The 16,771-nt window shown below is 61.7% G+C and carries 13 protein-coding genes; 11 read left to right on the forward strand and 2 right to left on the reverse strand.

The features are described from left to right. Positions 1-64 precede the first annotated feature (64 nt). Positions 65-829 carry a sulfite exporter TauE/SafE family protein gene (locus ASE98_RS09685; RefSeq protein ID WP_060541151.1) on the forward strand — a complete coding sequence of 255 codons (765 nt, stop codon included), beginning with the start codon at positions 65-67 and terminating at the stop codon, positions 827-829. On the opposite strand, the gene ASE98_RS09690 is transcribed toward ASE98_RS09685, so the two are convergent. Continuing rightward, entirely contained in the window at positions 819-1,133 is a 315-nt protein-coding gene (locus tag ASE98_RS09690; RefSeq protein ID WP_060541152.1) for a putative quinol monooxygenase, read from the reverse strand. The genes ASE98_RS09685 and ASE98_RS09690 overlap by 11 nt on opposite strands. Positions 1,134-1,293: 160 nt before the next feature. Here ASE98_RS09690 and ASE98_RS09695 point away from each other — a divergent pair, with 160 nt between their 5' ends. The 5 genes from ASE98_RS09695 to ASE98_RS09715 all read left to right on the forward strand — a co-directional run bounded on the left by ASE98_RS09695 (position 1,294) and on the right by ASE98_RS09715 (position 6,667). Next, a complete protein-coding gene (locus ASE98_RS09695) occupies positions 1,294-1,884 on the forward strand; it encodes an NAD(P)H-dependent oxidoreductase (RefSeq protein ID WP_060541153.1) in 591 nt (196 codons plus the stop codon). Positions 1,885-2,104: 220 nt separating this feature from the next. Then, complete coding sequence (locus ASE98_RS09700; RefSeq protein ID WP_060541154.1) at positions 2,105-3,022, forward strand: LysR family transcriptional regulator; 918 nt, start codon at positions 2,105-2,107, stop codon at positions 3,020-3,022. Positions 3,023-3,231: 209 nt separating this feature from the next. Then, complete coding sequence (locus ASE98_RS09705; protein WP_060541155.1) at positions 3,232-4,677, forward strand: SulP family inorganic anion transporter; 1,446 nt, start codon at positions 3,232-3,234, stop codon at positions 4,675-4,677. Between the two features lie 44 nt (positions 4,678-4,721). Beyond that, positions 4,722-6,179: an N-acyl-D-amino-acid deacylase family protein gene (locus ASE98_RS09710; protein ID WP_060541156.1), complete on the forward strand. Its 1,458-nt coding sequence runs from the start codon at positions 4,722-4,724 to the stop codon at positions 6,177-6,179. A 119-nt stretch (positions 6,180-6,298) separates the two neighbouring features. Beyond that, positions 6,299-6,667 (forward strand): glyoxalase superfamily protein, encoded by a 369-nt coding sequence (locus ASE98_RS09715; RefSeq protein WP_060541157.1) that lies wholly within the window; start codon positions 6,299-6,301, stop codon positions 6,665-6,667. A 429-nt stretch (positions 6,668-7,096) separates the two neighbouring features. On the opposite strand, the gene gliR is transcribed toward ASE98_RS09715, so the two are convergent. After that, complete coding sequence (gliR, locus tag ASE98_RS09720) at positions 7,097-8,131, reverse strand: AraC family transcriptional regulator GliR (RefSeq protein WP_060541158.1); 1,035 nt, start codon at positions 8,129-8,131, stop codon at positions 7,097-7,099. 212 nt (positions 8,132-8,343) lie between these two features. On the opposite strand from gliR, the gene ASE98_RS09725 reads away from it, so the two are divergent. From ASE98_RS09725 to ASE98_RS09745, 5 genes are all read left to right on the forward strand, one after another. Further along, positions 8,344-9,939, forward strand: coding sequence for an FAD-binding oxidoreductase (locus ASE98_RS09725; RefSeq protein ID WP_060541159.1), 1,596 nt, complete (start codon positions 8,344-8,346; stop codon positions 9,937-9,939). 5 nt (positions 9,940-9,944) lie between these two features. Then, on the forward strand, positions 9,945-11,534 hold the full coding sequence (locus ASE98_RS09730) for a glycerol-3-phosphate dehydrogenase/oxidase (protein ID WP_060541160.1): 1,590 nt from the start codon (positions 9,945-9,947) through the stop codon (positions 11,532-11,534). Positions 11,535-11,554: 20 nt separating this feature from the next. Beyond that, positions 11,555-13,123 carry an FGGY-family carbohydrate kinase gene (locus ASE98_RS09735; protein ID WP_060541161.1) on the forward strand — a complete coding sequence of 523 codons (1,569 nt, stop codon included), beginning with the start codon at positions 11,555-11,557 and terminating at the stop codon, positions 13,121-13,123. A 239-nt stretch (positions 13,124-13,362) separates the two neighbouring features. Next, positions 13,363-14,652, forward strand: coding sequence for a hypothetical protein (locus tag ASE98_RS09740; RefSeq protein WP_060541162.1), 1,290 nt, complete (start codon positions 13,363-13,365; stop codon positions 14,650-14,652). Positions 14,653-14,712: 60 nt separating this feature from the next. After that, entirely contained in the window at positions 14,713-16,668 is a 1,956-nt protein-coding gene (locus ASE98_RS09745) for a DUF1302 domain-containing protein (RefSeq protein WP_177336963.1), read from the forward strand. The last annotated feature ends 103 nt before the right edge of the window (positions 16,669-16,771 follow it).

A 16,771-nucleotide genomic window follows, 5' to 3' on the forward strand; every position in this document is an offset into this window, starting at 1 on the left:
AACAAGAGGCAGCCTAAGTATATGGCAGATTTTCAATCAATCCCCGCGGGCTCACCATAGCCCCATGAATACACTCTCGGCGTTTTATCAGAATCTCGGATTGGCCCTTTCGCTATTGGTTATCGGCACCTTTGTACTGGCCGGCATGATCAAGGGCGTGATCGGTCTCGGCCTGCCGACCATCGCCATGGGGCTGCTCGGTCTGGCTATGGCTCCATCGCAGGCTGCCGCCTTGTTGATCATTCCGGCGACCCTGACCAACGTCTGGCAACTGGCAATCGGCGGGCATCTGCGCGGGCTGGTCAAGCGACTGTGGCCGATGCTGCTGGCGATTTTCATTGGCACGGGGGCGGGGACACTTTGGATCGGCATGGCGGGCGGGCACTGGGTGGTGCGGGGATTGGGGGCAGCGCTGCTGCTCTATGCGCTGAGCGGTTTGTTCCTGCCGACCCTGCGTGTCGACGCTCGCCATGAGCGCTGGCTCGGGCCTGTGTGCGGTGTGGTGACGGGCGTCATCACCTCGGCCACCGGCGTGTTCGTGATTCCGGCGGTGCCCTATCTGCAAGCACTGGGGTTGAGCAAGGACGAACTGGTGCAGGCGCTGGGCCTGTCGTTCACCTTCTCGACCCTCGCCCTGGCCGCCGGGCTGTTATGGCGTGGCGCCCTCGGTGGCGGCGAGTTGAGTGCGTCGCTGCTGGCGCTGATTCCGGCGGTGCTCGGGATGTGGCTGGGGCAATGGCTGCGCCAGCGGATCAGCGCCGTGCTGTTCAAACGGGTGTTCTTCATTGGCCTGGGGTTGCTCGGCGGCCATTTGTTGATCAGCGGCTAGCGGACCACGGGCTGATCATCTCGATGGCACGAATGTCGAAATCCCGTTCCAGGTATTCATCGCGCTGTTCGAGGAACTGTTTCATGTGCGGCAGGTTGGAGTGCACATCCAGGTGCGCCTGGGATTGCCAGATCTCATAGAAGATAAACAGCGTCGGGTCCTGCTTGTCGCGCAGCATGTGGTACTCAATGCAACCGGGCTCGGCGCGGCTCGCTTCCACGTGTCCGCTGAAAAACGCTTCGAAGGCGTCGGATTTTTCCGGGCGGGTCTTGGCGTGCAGGATGAAGCCTTGGATTTCACTCATCAAAATGTCCTCAACGTCAGAATGGAGGCGATTGTAATGCAACAATCGCCGGTTGATTCGTGCGTTTTGGTCAAATGAATTTTGCTTGTTCCTGTCTTATTCCGCGCGAGTCGGATCGATACTCTGCCGCCATCGAATTCCAGACCTTGTGAGACCTTCCATGAAAAAAGTCCTGTTGCTCAATGGTGGCAAGAAATTCGCCCATTCCGATGGTCGCTACAACGCTACCCTGCATGAAGCCGCGCTGAGCGTGCTGGACCGCGGTGGTATGGACGTTAAAACCACCTTTATCGACGAGGGTTACGACGTCGCCGAAGAAGTGGCCAAATTCCTCTGGGCCGACGTGATCATTTATCAGATGCCGGGCTGGTGGATGGGCGCGCCGTGGACCGTGAAGAAGTATGTGGACGAAGTCTTCACCGAAGGCCATGGCAGCCTGTATGCCAGCGATGGCCGCACCCGTTCCGACGCATCGCAGAAGTACGGCAGCGGCGGCTTGATCCAGGGCAAGCAGTACATGCTGTCGTTGACCTGGAACGCACCGCAGCAAGCGTTCGACGATCCGACTGACTTCTTCGAAGCCAAGGGCGTGGACGCGGTGTACTTCCCGTTTCACAAGGCCAACGAGTTCCTTGGCATGAGCGGTTTGCCGACGTTCCTGTGCGTGGACGTGATGAAACGCCCGAACATCGAAGCGGATGTGGCGCGGTATGAGCAGCATTTGACCGAGGTGTTTGGCCTGTCCGCCTAAGCGTTTCAGGCTACTATCGACTTCTATTGCTCCTGTCGCATGGGGCGTTTTGTGGCGAGGGGGCTTGTCGGACCGCCGCACCGCCCCGTTCGGCGGTGAAGCCGTCGTAGATTCGGTGAACGCGGTTCATATGAAACACCGCTTTTAACGGTTTTGGGTCCGCTTCGCGCACCAACGGGGGCAAGCCCCCTCGCCACAGGGCTATCGATAAGGGACACACGTGAAAGCCAGATCCGATGAGTTGCAGATATTCGTCTGCGTGATCGAATGCGGGTCGATTTCTGCGGCGGCCGAGCAGGTCGGGCAAACGCCTTCGGCGATCAGCCGCACGCTGTCGCGGCTGGAAGCCAAGCTCGAAACCACGTTGATCAACCGCACCACGCGGCGCATGGACCTGACCGAGGAGGGCAGGTATTTCTTCGAACACGCCAAGCTGATTCTCGATCAGATGGATGAACTCGAAGAACGCCTGTCTTCGCGCCAGCAAACGCCGTCCGGCCGTCTGCGGATCAACGCCGCTTCCCCCTTCATGCTGCATGCCATCGTGCCCTACATTGATGAGTTCCGCAGGCTCTACCCGGACATCCAGCTCGAACTCAACAGCAACGACCTGATTATCGATCTGCTGGAACAGAGCACCGACATCGCCATCCGCATCGGCACCCTGACCGACTCCACCCTGCATGCCCGCTCCCTGGGGTGCAGCCCGCTGCATATCGTTGCCAGCCCGGCTTACCTGGAGGCCCACGGTACGCCGACTGCCGTGGCCGATCTGGCCAACCATACGCTGCTCGGGTTCACTCAGAACGAAGGCCTCAACCAATGGCCCCTGCGTTATGTTCATGGTGACCGCTGGCCGATCCAGGCTTCGATCAGCGCGTCCAGCGGCGAGACCATTCGCCATCTGGCGCTGGAAGGCCAGGGCATCGCCAGTCTGTCGCACTACATGACCATTGGAGACATTCGTGCCGGGCGTCTGAAAGTGCTGCTGGCCGGGTTCAACAGTGGTTATCGCCAGCCAATCAACGCGGTGTACTACCGCAACTCGCAACTGGCCCTGCGCATTCAGTGCTTCCTGGACTTTATCCAGGGCAAGTTGGCGGAATATGCCAACGCCGATTTCCAGGGCGTGCTTTGAGTTCGCTTTAGACCGCGTCATTGTTCATCGCGAGCAGGCTCGCTCCCACAATTGATCATCGCAGGCCACATATTTTGTGTACGACGAAAATCCACTGTGCGAGCCTGCTCGAGATGGCATTTGTGCAGGCGCATGAACTGGCCGGGCCATCCGCAATTCCGTAACATCCGCACAATCTTTTCTCGCTACTCCTGCGTGCGGTTCCCCACATGAAAGCAAAACGTCTACGCGCCGATGTACTGGCCGGACTCACCACTTCGTTCGCCCTGCTGCCCGAATGCATCGCGTTTGCCCTGGTGGCTCACCTCAATCCGCTGATGGGGCTCTACGGCGCATTCATCATTTGCACCCTCACCGCGCTGTTCGGCGGGCGGCCGGGCATGATTTCCGGGGCGGCCGGGTCAATGGCGGTGGTGATCGTCGCGCTGGTGGTGCAGCACGGCGTGCAATATTTGCTGGCCACGGTGTTGCTGGGCGGCTTGATCATGATGGCGTTCGGGCTGCTCAAGCTTGGCAAACTGGTGCGCATGGTCCCGCATCCGGTGATGCTCGGCTTCGTCAACGGCCTGGCGATCATCATTGCGCTGGCGCAACTGGAACACTTCAAGAGCGGTGAAGCCTGGTTGAGCGGCACACCGCTGTACATGATGATCGGCCTGGTCGCGGTGACCATGGCTATTGTCTATGTGTTGCCGCGCTTGACCCGCAGCGTTCCGCCGGCACTGGTGGCGATTCTCGGCGTCGGCCTGGCGGTTTATCTGCTCGGCCTGCCAACCCGCACCTTGGGCGATATGGCGCACATTGCCGGCGGCTTGCCGACCCTGGCCCTGCCGGACATCCCGTGGAACCTGGAAACCCTGCGCATCGTCGCGCCGTACGCGATTCTGATGGCGCTGGTCGGCCTGCTGGAAACCCTGCTGACCCTGAACCTCACCGACGAAATCACCGAGAGCCGGGGCTACCCGGATCGCGAGTGCGTGGCGCTGGGGGCGGCGAACCTGGTGTCCGGGGCGTTCGGTGGCATGGGCGGTTGTGCAATGATCGGCCAGACCGTGATCAACCTCAGTTCCGGGGGGCGCGGGCGCTTGTCCGGCGTAATCGCGGGGGTGTCGATTCTGCTGTTCATCCTGTTCCTGTCGCCGCTGATCGAGCGTATCCCGTTGGCCGCGCTGGTCGGGGTGATGTTCGTGGTGTCGCAGCAGACCTTTGCCTGGGCTTCGCTGCGGGTGCTGAACAAGGTGCCGCTCAATGATGTGCTGGTGATCATCGCGGTCACGGTGGTCACGGTATTCACCGATCTGGCCACGGCGGTGCTGTGCGGCATCATCATTGCGGCGCTGAATTTTGCCTGGCAGCAGGCCCGGCAGCTTTACGCCGACAGTCATCTGGAGAGCGACGGCAGCAAGCTGTACCGGGTGCACGGCACGCTGTTCTTCGCCTCCACCACGCCGTTCCTCAATCATTTCGATCCGGCCAACGACCCGGCGCAGGTGACCCTGGATTGTCAGCACCTGAGCTTTGTCGACTATTCGGCCATCGCCGCGCTGGACACCCTTCGCGAGCGCTACACCAGGGCCGGCAAGCACCTGCGGGTGCTGCATTTGTCCGAGCGCTGCAAGAAGCTGCTCAAGCGTGCCCGGGTGCATCACGACTGAGTAACCGTATGAGGGCGACAATCACTTGCCGCCGGGAGACTGACATGCAGTACGACACGCTGATTCGCAATGCTCTGGTCATCGATGGCAGCAACAGCCCTGGCTATCGTGCCGACGTGGCGATCCTGAACGGCCGCATTCAACGCATTGGCGACTTGCACGATGCACGCGCCAGCGAGGAAATCGACGCCACCGGCCAGGTGCTGGCGCCCGGCTTCATCGACGTGCACACCCACGATGACACAGTGGTCATCCGTCAGCCGCAGATGCTGCCCAAGCTCAGCCAGGGTGTGACCACGGTCGTCGTCGGCAACTGCGGGATCAGCGCCTCGCCGGTGACTTTGCGCGGCGATCCGCCCGACCCGATGAACCTGCTCGGCAGCGCCGCCGCGTTTGTTTATCCGACCTTCAGCGACTACCGCGCGGCGGTTGAAGCGGCGAACACCACGTTGAACGTCGCGGCCCTGGTTGGCCACACAGCGCTGCGCAGCAATCACCTGGACGACCTGTTTCGCACCGCCAGCGCGCAAGAAATCGCGGCCATGCGCGGTCAGTTGCGCGAGAGTCTGGAGGCCGGCGCGCTGGGCTTGTCCACAGGCCTGGCGTACGCCAGCGCCTTTTCGGCGTCGACCGATGAGGTGATGCAACTGACGGAAGAATTGACGGCATTCGGGGCGGTCTACACCACCCACCTGCGCAGCGAATTCGAACCCGTACTGGAAGCCATGGACGAAGCGTTCCGCATTGGCCGTCACGCGCAAGCCCCGGTCATCATTTCCCACCTCAAATGTGCCGGTGCCGGTAACTGGGGGCGCAGTCCACAGCTGTTGGCGTCGCTGGAAGAGGCGGCGAAAAACCACCCGGTGGGTTGCGACTGTTATCCCTACGCCGCGAGTTCTTCGACCCTGGACCTCAAGCAGGTCACCGATGCCCATCGCATTACCATCACCTGGTCGACGCCCCACCCGGAAATGGGCGGCCGCGACCTGATGGACATCGCTGCCGAGTGGGCTGTGCCTTTGCTCGATGCCGCTCGCCGGCTGCAACCAGCGGGCGCTGTGTATTACGGGATGGATGAGGCGGACGTACGCCGCATCCTTGCGCATCCGCTGTCGATGGTCGGCTCTGACGGTTTGCCGGAAGACCCGTTTCCCCACCCACGTTTGTGGGGCGCGTTTCCACGGGTGCTCGGACATTTCAGCCGCGACGTGGGACTGTTTCCATTGCACACCGCCGTACACAAAATGACCGGCCTGTCGGCGGCACGCTTCGGCTTGAAGGGCCGGGGAGAAATCCGTGAAGGTCATTGGGCCGATCTGGTGTTGTTCGATCCGGTGACTGTTCGTGACGTTGCCGACTTCAGCGATCCGCAGCGGGCGGCGCAGGGTATCGAAGGGGTATGGGTTAACGGCGTATTGAGTTACCGCGACGGCCAGGCCAACGGGAGCAGGGCAGGGCGGTTCCTGGCGCGGGAGGGCGATTTGCGCGGCGGTTTTCAGTGATGATTCGAGTGTTGCGTCACAGTGATGGCATTTTGCAACTAAAGAATGGCGCTTTTAAGCCGACTCGCTGACATCAAGCCCGGCTACACTGCGGGCTTTCATTGTCTGGGAGCAACCCGATGAGCTTCGGTAAAACCACTCCAATCCTGCGCATTTTCGATGAAGCCAAGGCAGTGGAGTTCTACGTCGACTTCCTGGGGTTCAAGATCGACTGGCAACATCGATTCGAAGCGAATTTCCCGCTGTACCTGCAAATCTCCCGTGGCGAATGTGTGCTGCACTTGTCCGAACACCATGGCGACAGCACACCGGGTTCTGCGCTGCGGATCGAGACGGATGAGCTGGAGAAGTTTCAGCAGCAGCTGCTGGCCAAGGAGTACAGGTTTGCCCATCCACAGATTCAGGCCATGCCGTGGGGCAGCCAGGACATGACCATTGCCGACCCGTTTGGCAATCGGTTGGTGTTCACTAACGCGATCAGTCTCTGAGCCTGAAAGCCCCTCACCCTAGCCCTCTCCCAGGGGGAGAGGGGACCGACCGAGGTGTCTTGCGTCATACATCGACCTGGAATACCGAGTCGATTATGGATTCACAGCGGGAGTTTCAGATCGATGTGTATCCCGGATACCTCACGGTCGGGCTCCTCTCCCTGACGGAGGGACTGGGCGACCCGCAGCATCGAGTCGATTATGGATTCACAACGGGATTGTCAGAACGATGTTCATCCCGAGTGTCTGACGGTCGATCTCCTCTCCCTGAGGGAGGTACTGACCGACCTGCAGCATCAAGTCGATTCTGGATTCACAGCCAAATTTTCAGGTCGATGTACATCCAGAGCATCTCACGGTCGGCTCCCTCTCCCTCCGGGAGAGGGCTGGGGTGAGGGGGGCGGGCACCCTGGTGACAACATGGATCACTCAGTCGCTACCACATCCCTGCACCCGATGGCTCTGCCGAAACTCCCCGGGCGGTACCCCGCGTCGGCTCTTGAACGTGCGGTGAAACGAGCGGGGTTCGGTGAAACCCAGGTACTGGGCGATGTCCTGAATCGGCAGCGTGCTGTTAAGCAGGTAATGCTCGGCCAGCTCCTGGCGCAGGTCGTCGAGGATCTGCTGGTAAGAAGTACCGGCCAGGTGCAACTGGCGTTGCAGCGTGCGCACCGACACGGCGAGATGCTCGGCCACCTGCTCCTTGCGTGGCAGACCTTCCTTGAGCAATTTTCGCAGGATGCTTTTGACCCGCTGTTGCAGCGAGGCATCCTCCAGGGTCGCCATCAAGCCCATGGCATGTTCTTCCAGGGTGCGCAGCAATTGCGCATCGGCCTGGCGCAAGGGCAACTGCAAATACGGCAACGGCACAATCAGCGCCGAATAAGGCTGGTCGAACAGCACCGGACAGTCGAAGAACTGCTCGTACTGCGCCAGCGTCGTGTCGGCCGGGCGTGCATGCTCCAGCCAGACGGCGGCCGGCGACATTTGCGTGTCGGCGATCCAGCGCGCGTATTGCAGCCAGGAACCGAGCACGTTTTCCACAAGGTGCCGGCGAATTCGCGGGCGTTGATGGCGGCATGTCCAGATCAGGTGCACCTCGCTGCCTTGTACCTCGGCGCGGCTGACGCCCATGTCTCCCACCAACTTCTCGAACGGCATGATGCGGCTCATGGCGTCGCCCAGTGTCGCGCAGTTCATGGTGATGTAACCCAGCACGCTCCAGGAGTTGGGCAGCACAAAATGCGCGGCGTTGAGACCGAACAACGGATCACCCGAGTGTTCGCAGAAATAATCGAGCAAGCGTTCATGGGCTTCACCCGGCAACCGCAGGCTGTTGTCACTCAACTGCTGTGCCTGCAACCCGGCCGCCGCCAACGCAGGCTCGATGGCCATGCCCAGTTGTTCGGCATGACGCAGGTACTTGAGCAGCGGCGGAACTGAGGTGAAGCCCAGGGATTGCATGATCGTATTCCTTTGATCAAGGCCCGCGTGCGCGGATGAATGCCCTGAAAGGTAATTTGAAACCACGGCTAAAGTAAATGGCTGACGCCTGCTCGACGTTTGACTCAATTGGCTACTCGAACTGGCCGGATGCGACCGTGACACTTTCGGACGGCTCACTAGTATGGGGGCCTGAAAAATATCACTGACAAGAACCGTAAAAGGACACACGCATGCGACGCTGGAACGGCTGGGGAGATGCAACTACGGTGGTCGAACTGCCGGCCCAGGGCGCGAGCTTTCTCGCCCAGCGACTGGGTGAAGGTCGAGCGCTGCCCGATGCAACGCTCGAGGCGGCAATGGCCCGCGTACCGGAGTCGCGGCTGCAGGAGCACTCCTTGTACAGCGTCGATGCCCATGATCGTCTGCTGCATGCCCGGGGCCAGAGCCTGCCGGACTGGCTGGCATTGCGTGAAGGCGCGCTGGGCAATTATCCCGACGCCGTGGCCTTTCCCGAAAGCGCCGAACAGATTCGCCAATTACTGACGCTCGCCCATGAGCAGGACCTGTGCCTGATCCCTTATGGCGGCGGCACCTCGGTGGCCGGTCACATCAATCCACCGAGCTCCGCGCGGCCGGTGGTCACGGTTTCGCTGGCGCGCATGAATCGCCTGCTGGACCTCGACGAACAGAGCCTGCTGGCCACTTTCGGCCCCGGCGCCAGTGGGCCGCAAGTAGAAAGTCAGTTGCGCGCCCGTGGCTACACCCTGGGCCATTTTCCGCAGTCATGGGAGCTCTCGACCCTGGGCGGTTGGGTCGCCAGTCGTTCCAGTGGTCAGCAGTCATTGCGTTACGGGCGCATCGAGCAACTGTTCGCCGGCGGCACGCTGGAAACCTTTGCCGGGCCGCTGGAAATTCCCACCTTCCCGGCCTCGGCGGCCGGTCCTGATCTGCGCGAGGTAGTGTTGGGCTGTGAGGGCCGGTTCGGGATCATTTCCCAGGTCAAGGTGCGCATCAGCGCACTGCCTGCCGACGAACGCTTCTACGGGGTGTTTTTGCCCGATTGGACCAAGGCACTGCAAGCCATCCGCCAGTTGGCCCAGGCGCGCGTGCCGCTGTCGATGCTGCGCTTGTCCAACGCCGTGGAAACCGAAACTCAGTTGGCGCTGGCCGGTCACCCGCAGCAGATCGCCTGGCTGGAAAAGTATCTGGCCCTGCGCGGTGCCGGTGAAGGCAAGTGCCTGCTGACGTTCGGCGTGACCGGTAATCGCCGACAAAACGCGCTGTCCCTGAGTCAGGCTCGCAAGCACCTCAAGTCGTTCGGCGGGGTGTTTACCGGCACTTTGCTTGGAAAGAAGTGGGCACAGAACCGTTTTCGCTTTCCCTACCTGCGCGAAAACCTGTGGAACGCCGGTTACGTGGTGGACACCCTGGAAACGGCCACCGACTGGAGCAACGTCGATAATCTCCTCACACTGATCGAAAACAGCCTGCGCGACGCCTTGGCGGCCGAAGGCGAGCGGGTGCATGTCTTCACCCACCTGTCCCATGTCTACGGTGAAGGGTCGAGCATCTACACCACCTATGTGTTTCGCCCGGCGGCGGACTATCCCGCCACCCTGGCGCGCTGGCAGGCACTCAAGCAGGCGGCCAGCCAGACCATCGTCGACAACCATGGCACCATCAGCCACCAGCATGGTGTGGGCAAGGACCACGCGCCGTACCTGCTACGCGAGAAAGGTGCGCTGGCGATGGACACTTTGCAGGCGCTGAGTCGGCACTTTGATCCGGCCGGGCGACTGAACCCTGGCACGTTGTTGCAGGAGTGACGGCCATGAGCCTGGACTGGAACGCCGCCTGGCACCAACAGGTATTGCCGACGCTTGCGGATGAAACCTGGGACCTGATCGTCATCGGCGGCGGCATCAGCGGCGCCGGTATCCTGCGCGAAGCCGCGCGCCGTGGCTGGCGCTGCCTGTTGCTGGAACAGCGCGATTTTGCCTGGGGCACCTCCAGTCGCTCCTCGAAAATGGTCCATGGCGGCTTGCGTTACATCGCCAAGGGCCAGTGGCGCCTGACCCGCGATTCGGTCCGCGAACGTCAGCGCTTGCTCGACGAAGCACCGGGGCTGGTGGAGCCGATGAGTTTCATGATGGCGCATTACCGTGGCGGCTTTCCCGGACCACGGGTGCTGGGTGGCTTGCTGTCGATCTATGACGCATTGGCCGGGCGGCGCAGCCATCGCTTCCATGACGCGCAACACCTGCGTTATCTGGCGCCGGGAGTGAAGGAAGATGACCTGCTGGGCGGCACCTGTTTTGTCGATGCGCTGACTGATGATGCCCGTCTGGTGATGCGCGTATTGGGTGAGGCCCGGGCCGACGGCGCCGTGGTGCTCAACGGCGTGCGCGTGCAGCAATTGCTGCGTGAAGCGGGGCGGGTTTGCGGGGTTCAGGTCGAGGATTGCGAGGGCGGCGGGTTACTGACATTGCGTTGTGGTGTGCTGGCCGTGGCCACCGGTGCGTGGGCCGAGCGCTTGCGCCTGCCCGACACTCCTCGCCAGTTACGGCCGTTGCGTGGCAGCCATTTGTTGTTGCCGGGCTGGCGCCTGCCCGTGGCGCAAGCCTTCACTTTTCTGCACGAGCGCGACCGTCGTCCGGTGTTCGTTTTCCCTTGGGAGGGCGCCACGGTGGTCGGCACCACGGACCTTGATCATCATGAGGATCTGGACCAGAGCGCGAGCATTAGTTCCGACGAGCTCGACTATCTGCTGGCTGCCTGCAACCAGCAATTCCCCTTGGCAGAGGTGGGCGCGACCGATGTGCTGTCGACCTGGTCGGGGGTGCGTCCGGTGGTGGGCAGCGCTGCGGGTGAACTCAAACCGTCGAATGAAACCCGTGAGCATGTGCTGTGGCAGGAACCAGGATGCGTGACCCTGGCCGGCGGCAAGCTGACCACTTTCCGCCCGCAGGCCATCGAAGTACTCAAGGCCTGCGCGGCCATGCTCAAGCGTCCGTTCAATGAAGATGCCGCGCCGGTGTTTGCTGTCGTGCCGCCGCTGGTGATACCGGGGCTCAGCGCCAGCCAGTGGCGCCGCCTGGCCGGGCGGCATGGCCGTGATCTGCCGAGACTGGCGATGCTGATCGCAGAGTTGGGCCATGCCAGCGTCGGTGCCACCGATACCTTGTGGGCGGAACTGGCCTTTGCCTGTGAGGCGGAAATGGTCCTGCACCTGGATGACCTGCTGCTGCGCCGAACCCGCCTGGGTCTGTTATTGCCTCGCGGCGCCGAGGATCACTTTGATGCCATCCGCCGACTCTGCCAGCCGCGACTGGGCTGGGACGATGAGCATTGGCTGCGCGAGCAGCAGCGTTATCGGGCGTTGTGGCAACGCCATCACGGTTTGCCGAATGCCACGCATTGATGCCCATTGAAGAGAGCTCCATGGATAACCACCCGAACAAGCGTTACCTGCTGGCCATCGACAATGGCACCCAGAGCGTGCGCGCACTGCTCTTCGACCTGCAGGGCAATCTGCTGGGCAAAGGCAAGGTCGAGTTGCAGGCCTATTACTCGACCCAACCCGGCTGGGCCGAACAAGACCCGGAATATTACTGGGCGAAACTGGGTGAGGCTTGCCAGCTGTTGTGGCAGCAGACCGGCATCGATCGTTCACAGATTGCCGGCGTGTCCCTGACCACCCAGCGCGGCACCGTGATCAACGTCGATGCCCAAGGCAAGCCGTTGCGACCGGCAATCCTGTGGCTCGATCAACGCCAGAGTGAAGTCGACGGCGGCATCAAGGGACCGTGGGGCTGGCTGTTCAAACTGGTCGGTGCGCAGGCCACGGTGGACCACTTTCGCGCCCAGGCCGAGGCCAACTGGATCGCCCGCCACCAGCCTGAAGTCTGGGCGGCGACCGACAAGTTTTTGCTGCTCTCGGGGTTTCTCACCCATCGTCTGTGTGGACGTTTTGTCGACTCCGTAGGTTGTTGCGTCGGTTACCTGCCGTTCGACTTCAAGCGCTTGCGCTGGGCCGCGCCCTCCGATTGGAAATGGCAGGCGCTGGCGGTGCGCCCCGAGCAACTGCCGAGCCTGCACAAGCCCGGTGAAACCCTGGGCTACATCAGTGCCCAGGCCAGCCGCCACACCGGCATTCCCGAGGGGCTGCCGCTGATCGCCGCGGGTGCCGACAAGGCTTGCGAAGTGGTGGGTTCCGGCGTCGTCGACCCAGGCACCGTGTGCCTTTCCTACGGCACCACGGCGACCATCACCAGCACCCGGTCGCGCTATCTTGAAATCGTCCCGTTGATTCCGCCTTACCCGTCTGCGGTACCGGATCAGTACAACTGCGAGGTGATGATTTATCGCGGCTACTGGATGGTCAGCTGGTTCAAGAACGAGTTCGGTCTGCGGGAAATGCAGCAGGCCAAAGCCCAGGGCGTTGAGCCCGAGCAACTCTTCGATGCACTGGTCGACGCCGTGCCGCCCGGGTCCATGGGGTTGATGTTGCAACCTTACTGGTCGCCCGGCATCCGCGAGCCGGGTGTGGAAGCCAAGGGCGCGATGATTGGCTTCGGCGACGTGCACACCCGTGCGCACATTTACCGGGCGATCCTCGAAGGTCTGGCGTATGCCTTGCGCCAGGGCATGGAGAAGATCGAGAAACGTTCGAGGATCTCCGTCACGCGCTTGCGCGTGGCCGGTGGTGGCTCCCAGAGCGATGCCGCGATGCAACTCACGGCGAACATTTTCGGCCTGCCGGCCGAGCGACCGCACGTCTACGAAGCGTCTGGCCTTGGGGCGGCGATTTGCTGCTCGGTGGGGCTGGGGCTGCACGCGGATTTCCCCACGGCGATGGCGGCCATGACCCGGGTTGGAGCGGTATTCATGCCGCAGCCCGAAGCGCAGCAGATCTATGAGCGACTGTACAGGGAGGTCTACCTGCGCATGTACCGACAGCTCAAGCCGCTGTACCAGAGCATCCGCAAAATCACCGGTTACCCCGCTTAGTAGACCAACTCAAATCCTTGTGGGAGCTAGCCTGCTGGCGATGGCGGTGAGTCAGCCAACATTTATTTTGACTGACGTACCGTCATCGCCAGCAGGCTAGCTCCCACAGGGGGCACTGTGTTTTTCGCACCGTGCATGTGGCGCTATCGGAGAGTTTTTCTGGTGAGATTGGACAGTGTCAGGGGCAGGGGCGGTTGTTAGGCTCAACCGTACTGCACATCCAATAAGAACCAAAAGCAATGAAGCTGACATTCCTCCTGTTGCTGCTTTGTGGAACGGCGCCGATGGCCTGGGGCTGGTCGAACCATACGGTCGGCAGTTACCTGGCGTTGCAGGACTTGCCGACCTTGCGTGATGCGCCACAGGTCGAAGTCGAGCCGCTGGAACAGTTTCTTTCGCAGCAATACCAAGCCGTGAGCGCGCTGCTCGACGAGCAGGAGCGCTTCGCCCGCGAGCACTTCGCCCCATATCCGCCGCGCCCCGACAACCTGCGATTGCCCGCCGTGCCTGGGGACAATCTGCGCCACGACTTCCTCACCGCACTGCGCATCAATCCCGGGATTCATCTGGCGATGGTCATCCAGTCGATGCCAGGCAAGGATCTGCCCGAGCGTGAACACCTCAAGGCCGAACAAGTCATGGTGCCGCAGACGCTCTCGCCTTGGAATCGACAGCGCTTCATCGTTGTCGCTGACCACGAACAAGTAGCGCCCCTGGCCGTATTGGCCAGCGCCGCGGACGAGCCGGATTACGGCCACGACATCAACCTGTTCAGCGACAACCCGGGCGAGGTTGGCGCGTTGTACGGCTTCGGCCCACAGCCTTTCGGCGACGCCCGGTTTCAGTACAGCTCCCAGGCACCGTTCCATATGGGGTTCTTCCAGGAAAACCCGGTGGTCTATGCCGCAGCCGGATTTCTTCGGCACAGCTGGCCGCACTGGCGCGCCTACCAGTACATGGGCCTGGCGCGACTGGCATTTGCCACTGGCCACTCTTACTGGGGCTATCGATTTCTCGGTTGGGGCCTGCATCACGTTCAGGACCTGACCCAGCCGTATCACGCCAAGCCGCTGCCCGGTGTCGGTCTTGCGAGCTTGCTGCTGCTGGAAGGCAAGGCCCTGGCCGGCTTCGATGCCGACAAGCATGCAGCCATCGAGCGCGTCGCCACCCGGCACGCGGAAGTGGAGAAATATCAGTCGACCTGGCTGCGTCGCCTGCTGCGCGCCGGGCAGGCACACCCGATGCTCGACGTTTATGCCGATTTTGCCCAGGACGCCCGTTATCCGCCGTACTCGGTGGACTATCTGCGCGAAGTGGTGAGTGCCGAGTCCGTCGACGAATCCGCAGCCTTCGATGAAGCCATCGGCCAGTGGCTGGACGCGGCACCGATTACCAGCGATTTCAGCCGCGGCAATCAGCTGCAGCACGAAGGCTTCGACCATCCGGCACTTAACCAGCAGCTGTTCAAACTGCTGGGGCATTTCGGCGCCCATAGCCGCATTTACGCCCGTGCGGGATTGGCGCCATAGCCATCGCGACAACGATGTCAGAAGACAAAAACAATAAAACCAGGGAAAGAGGAACGGATCATGAACACTCGATTTCGCCTGTCTGGCGCGGCGCTTCCCGGCGTGGGCCTGGCAGGGCTGTTGCAACTGTGCGCGGTCGACGGCGTGCAGGCCGGGGAATTCAGCGTACTGGATAACCAGATCACCGGTTCATTCGACAGCACCTTGTCCTATGGCCGCTTGTGGCGGGTCCAGGGTCGGGACAAGAGCAACGATGACGTCAACACCAACGACGGCAATCGCAACTTCGACACCGGGCTGGTTTCGGAGGTGTACAAGATCACCTCGGAGCTGGAGGCCAACTATCAGAACTACGGGATGTTCGTGCGCGGCACCGCGTTCTATGACACCCAGCTGATGGACAAGCGCAACGATTACTACCGCAACAACAACCCGTCGCAACCCAGCCAGAGTTACCCGCAGGACGACCACTTCACCAGCCAGACCCGCGATATCGCCGGTAGCCGGGTGGAGATGCTCGACGCCTACCTCTATGGCAACTGGGACGTCGCGCAGATGCCGGTCACGGCTCGCGTCGGGCGCCAGGTGTTCAACTGGGGCGAGGGGATTTTCTACCGTGGCGGGGTCAATACCACCAACCCGGTGGACGCCGCCAAGTACCGTTTGCCCGGGGCCGAAGTCAAGGAAGTGCTGGTGCCGGTGGAAGCGCTCAGCTTCAACATCGGCCTGACCGACACCCTGACCATGGAAAGCTTCTACCAGACGAACTGGAAGGAAACCCGCATCGACCCGGTCGGTACTTTCTACTCGCAGACGGACCTGTTCGCCGACGGCGGCAACACCGCCTACAACAACTTCAGCGGTACCGCGCTGGACACCCCGGTGCCTGGCTTCGGCAACGTGATCGATCTGTACAGCGCTCTGGGCAACAACCCGCTGCTCAACCAGGCCCTGAGCACCACGGGCCTCTATGCCAACGGGGTAACCCCGGCCTTTGGCAACACGGTCAAAGTGGCCTCGGTCGGCAAGGATTTCAACGCACGCAACGACGGCCAGTTCGGCTTCGCCTTTCGCTACATCGCCGAAGAACTCAACAGCACCGAGTTCGGGCTGTACATGGTCAATTACCACGCCAAAGAACCGACCATTTCCGCCGACCTGGGAGGCTACCAAGGCATCGACATGAATGCCCTGACCAACCTCTTGGCCGGTGTCGCTGGCAGTCAGGCGGGGCAGCTGGCCAACGGCCTGGCGACCATGGATGTGCTGGGCAATATTCAGGCGCATCGGCGTTACGCCGAAGACATCCGCATGTACGGTTTCAGTTTCAACACCACCCTGGGTCAGGCGTCGGTGTTTGGCGAAGTGGCTTATCGGCCGAACCTGCCCATCGGGGTTGCCGCCACCAACGACCTGATCGGCGACCTGGCCAATGGCGCTGCCGCTGCGGCATCCGGCCAGACCATCAACATTGGCGGCCAGCAGGTCACCCTCGACAGCCAGATCAATAACGCCGAGCGGGTGGAAACGTTCAACACGTCCCTGGGCACCATTTACAACTTTGGTCCGAGCCTGTCGTTCGACTCGATGTTCGGCGTGTTCGAGCTGGCGTCCGAGCACCTGCGCGGCAGCAATCTGCAGTACACAGCCTATGACGGCAGCAATCGTTACTACGCAGGCACCGGCAATTTTTCCTACGTGTCCGGCGGCGAGCGCGCCGACCAGGTCAACCGCAATTCCTACAGCTACACCGCAATGCTCAATGGCACCTGGAACGACGTGTATGCCGGGGTCAACGTCTCGCCCTACGTCGTCTACAAGGATGACTTCGAGGGCAACAGCTATCAGGCAGGCAACATCATTGAGGGCCGCAAGGCCTACACCCTGGGGATCAAGGCCAACTACCAGAACAAGCTCGAGGCCGAGCTGCAATACACCGAGTTCTATGGCGGCGGGCAGAACAACGGCCTGCGTGACCGCGACAACGTCGGCTTCAACCTCAAGTACTTCCTTTGATAGCCACACGCAGCCCCATTGTGGGAGCGGGCTTGCTCGCGAAGGCGGTGTGTCAGGCGACATCTGTGTCGGATGTGTCGCCCTCTTCGCGAGCAAGCCCGCT

This window comes from Pseudomonas sp. Leaf48, from assembly GCF_001421885.1.
GTDB lineage: Bacteria > Pseudomonadota > Gammaproteobacteria > Pseudomonadales > Pseudomonadaceae > Aquipseudomonas.

Coding starts and splice junctions, on each gene's coding strand:
- ASE98_RS09685 (WP_060541151.1), top strand. CDS start 65: ATGAATACACTCTCGGCGTTTTATCAGAATCTCGGATTGGCCCTTTCG.
- ASE98_RS09690 (WP_060541152.1), bottom strand. CDS start 1,133: ATGAGTGAAATCCAAGGCTTCATCCTGCACGCCAAGACCCGCCCGGAA.
- ASE98_RS09695 (WP_060541153.1), top strand. CDS start 1,294: ATGAAAAAAGTCCTGTTGCTCAATGGTGGCAAGAAATTCGCCCATTCC.
- ASE98_RS09705 (WP_060541155.1), top strand. CDS start 3,232: ATGAAAGCAAAACGTCTACGCGCCGATGTACTGGCCGGACTCACCACT.
- ASE98_RS09710 (WP_060541156.1), top strand. CDS start 4,722: ATGCAGTACGACACGCTGATTCGCAATGCTCTGGTCATCGATGGCAGC.
- ASE98_RS09715 (WP_060541157.1), top strand. CDS start 6,299: ATGAGCTTCGGTAAAACCACTCCAATCCTGCGCATTTTCGATGAAGCC.
- gliR (WP_060541158.1), bottom strand. CDS start 8,131: ATGCAATCCCTGGGCTTCACCTCAGTTCCGCCGCTGCTCAAGTACCTG.
- ASE98_RS09725 (WP_060541159.1), top strand. CDS start 8,344: ATGCGACGCTGGAACGGCTGGGGAGATGCAACTACGGTGGTCGAACTG.
- ASE98_RS09730 (WP_060541160.1), top strand. CDS start 9,945: ATGAGCCTGGACTGGAACGCCGCCTGGCACCAACAGGTATTGCCGACG.
- ASE98_RS09735 (WP_060541161.1), top strand. CDS start 11,555: ATGGATAACCACCCGAACAAGCGTTACCTGCTGGCCATCGACAATGGC.
- ASE98_RS09740 (WP_060541162.1), top strand. CDS start 13,363: ATGAAGCTGACATTCCTCCTGTTGCTGCTTTGTGGAACGGCGCCGATG.
- ASE98_RS09745 (WP_177336963.1), top strand. CDS start 14,713: ATGAACACTCGATTTCGCCTGTCTGGCGCGGCGCTTCCCGGCGTGGGC.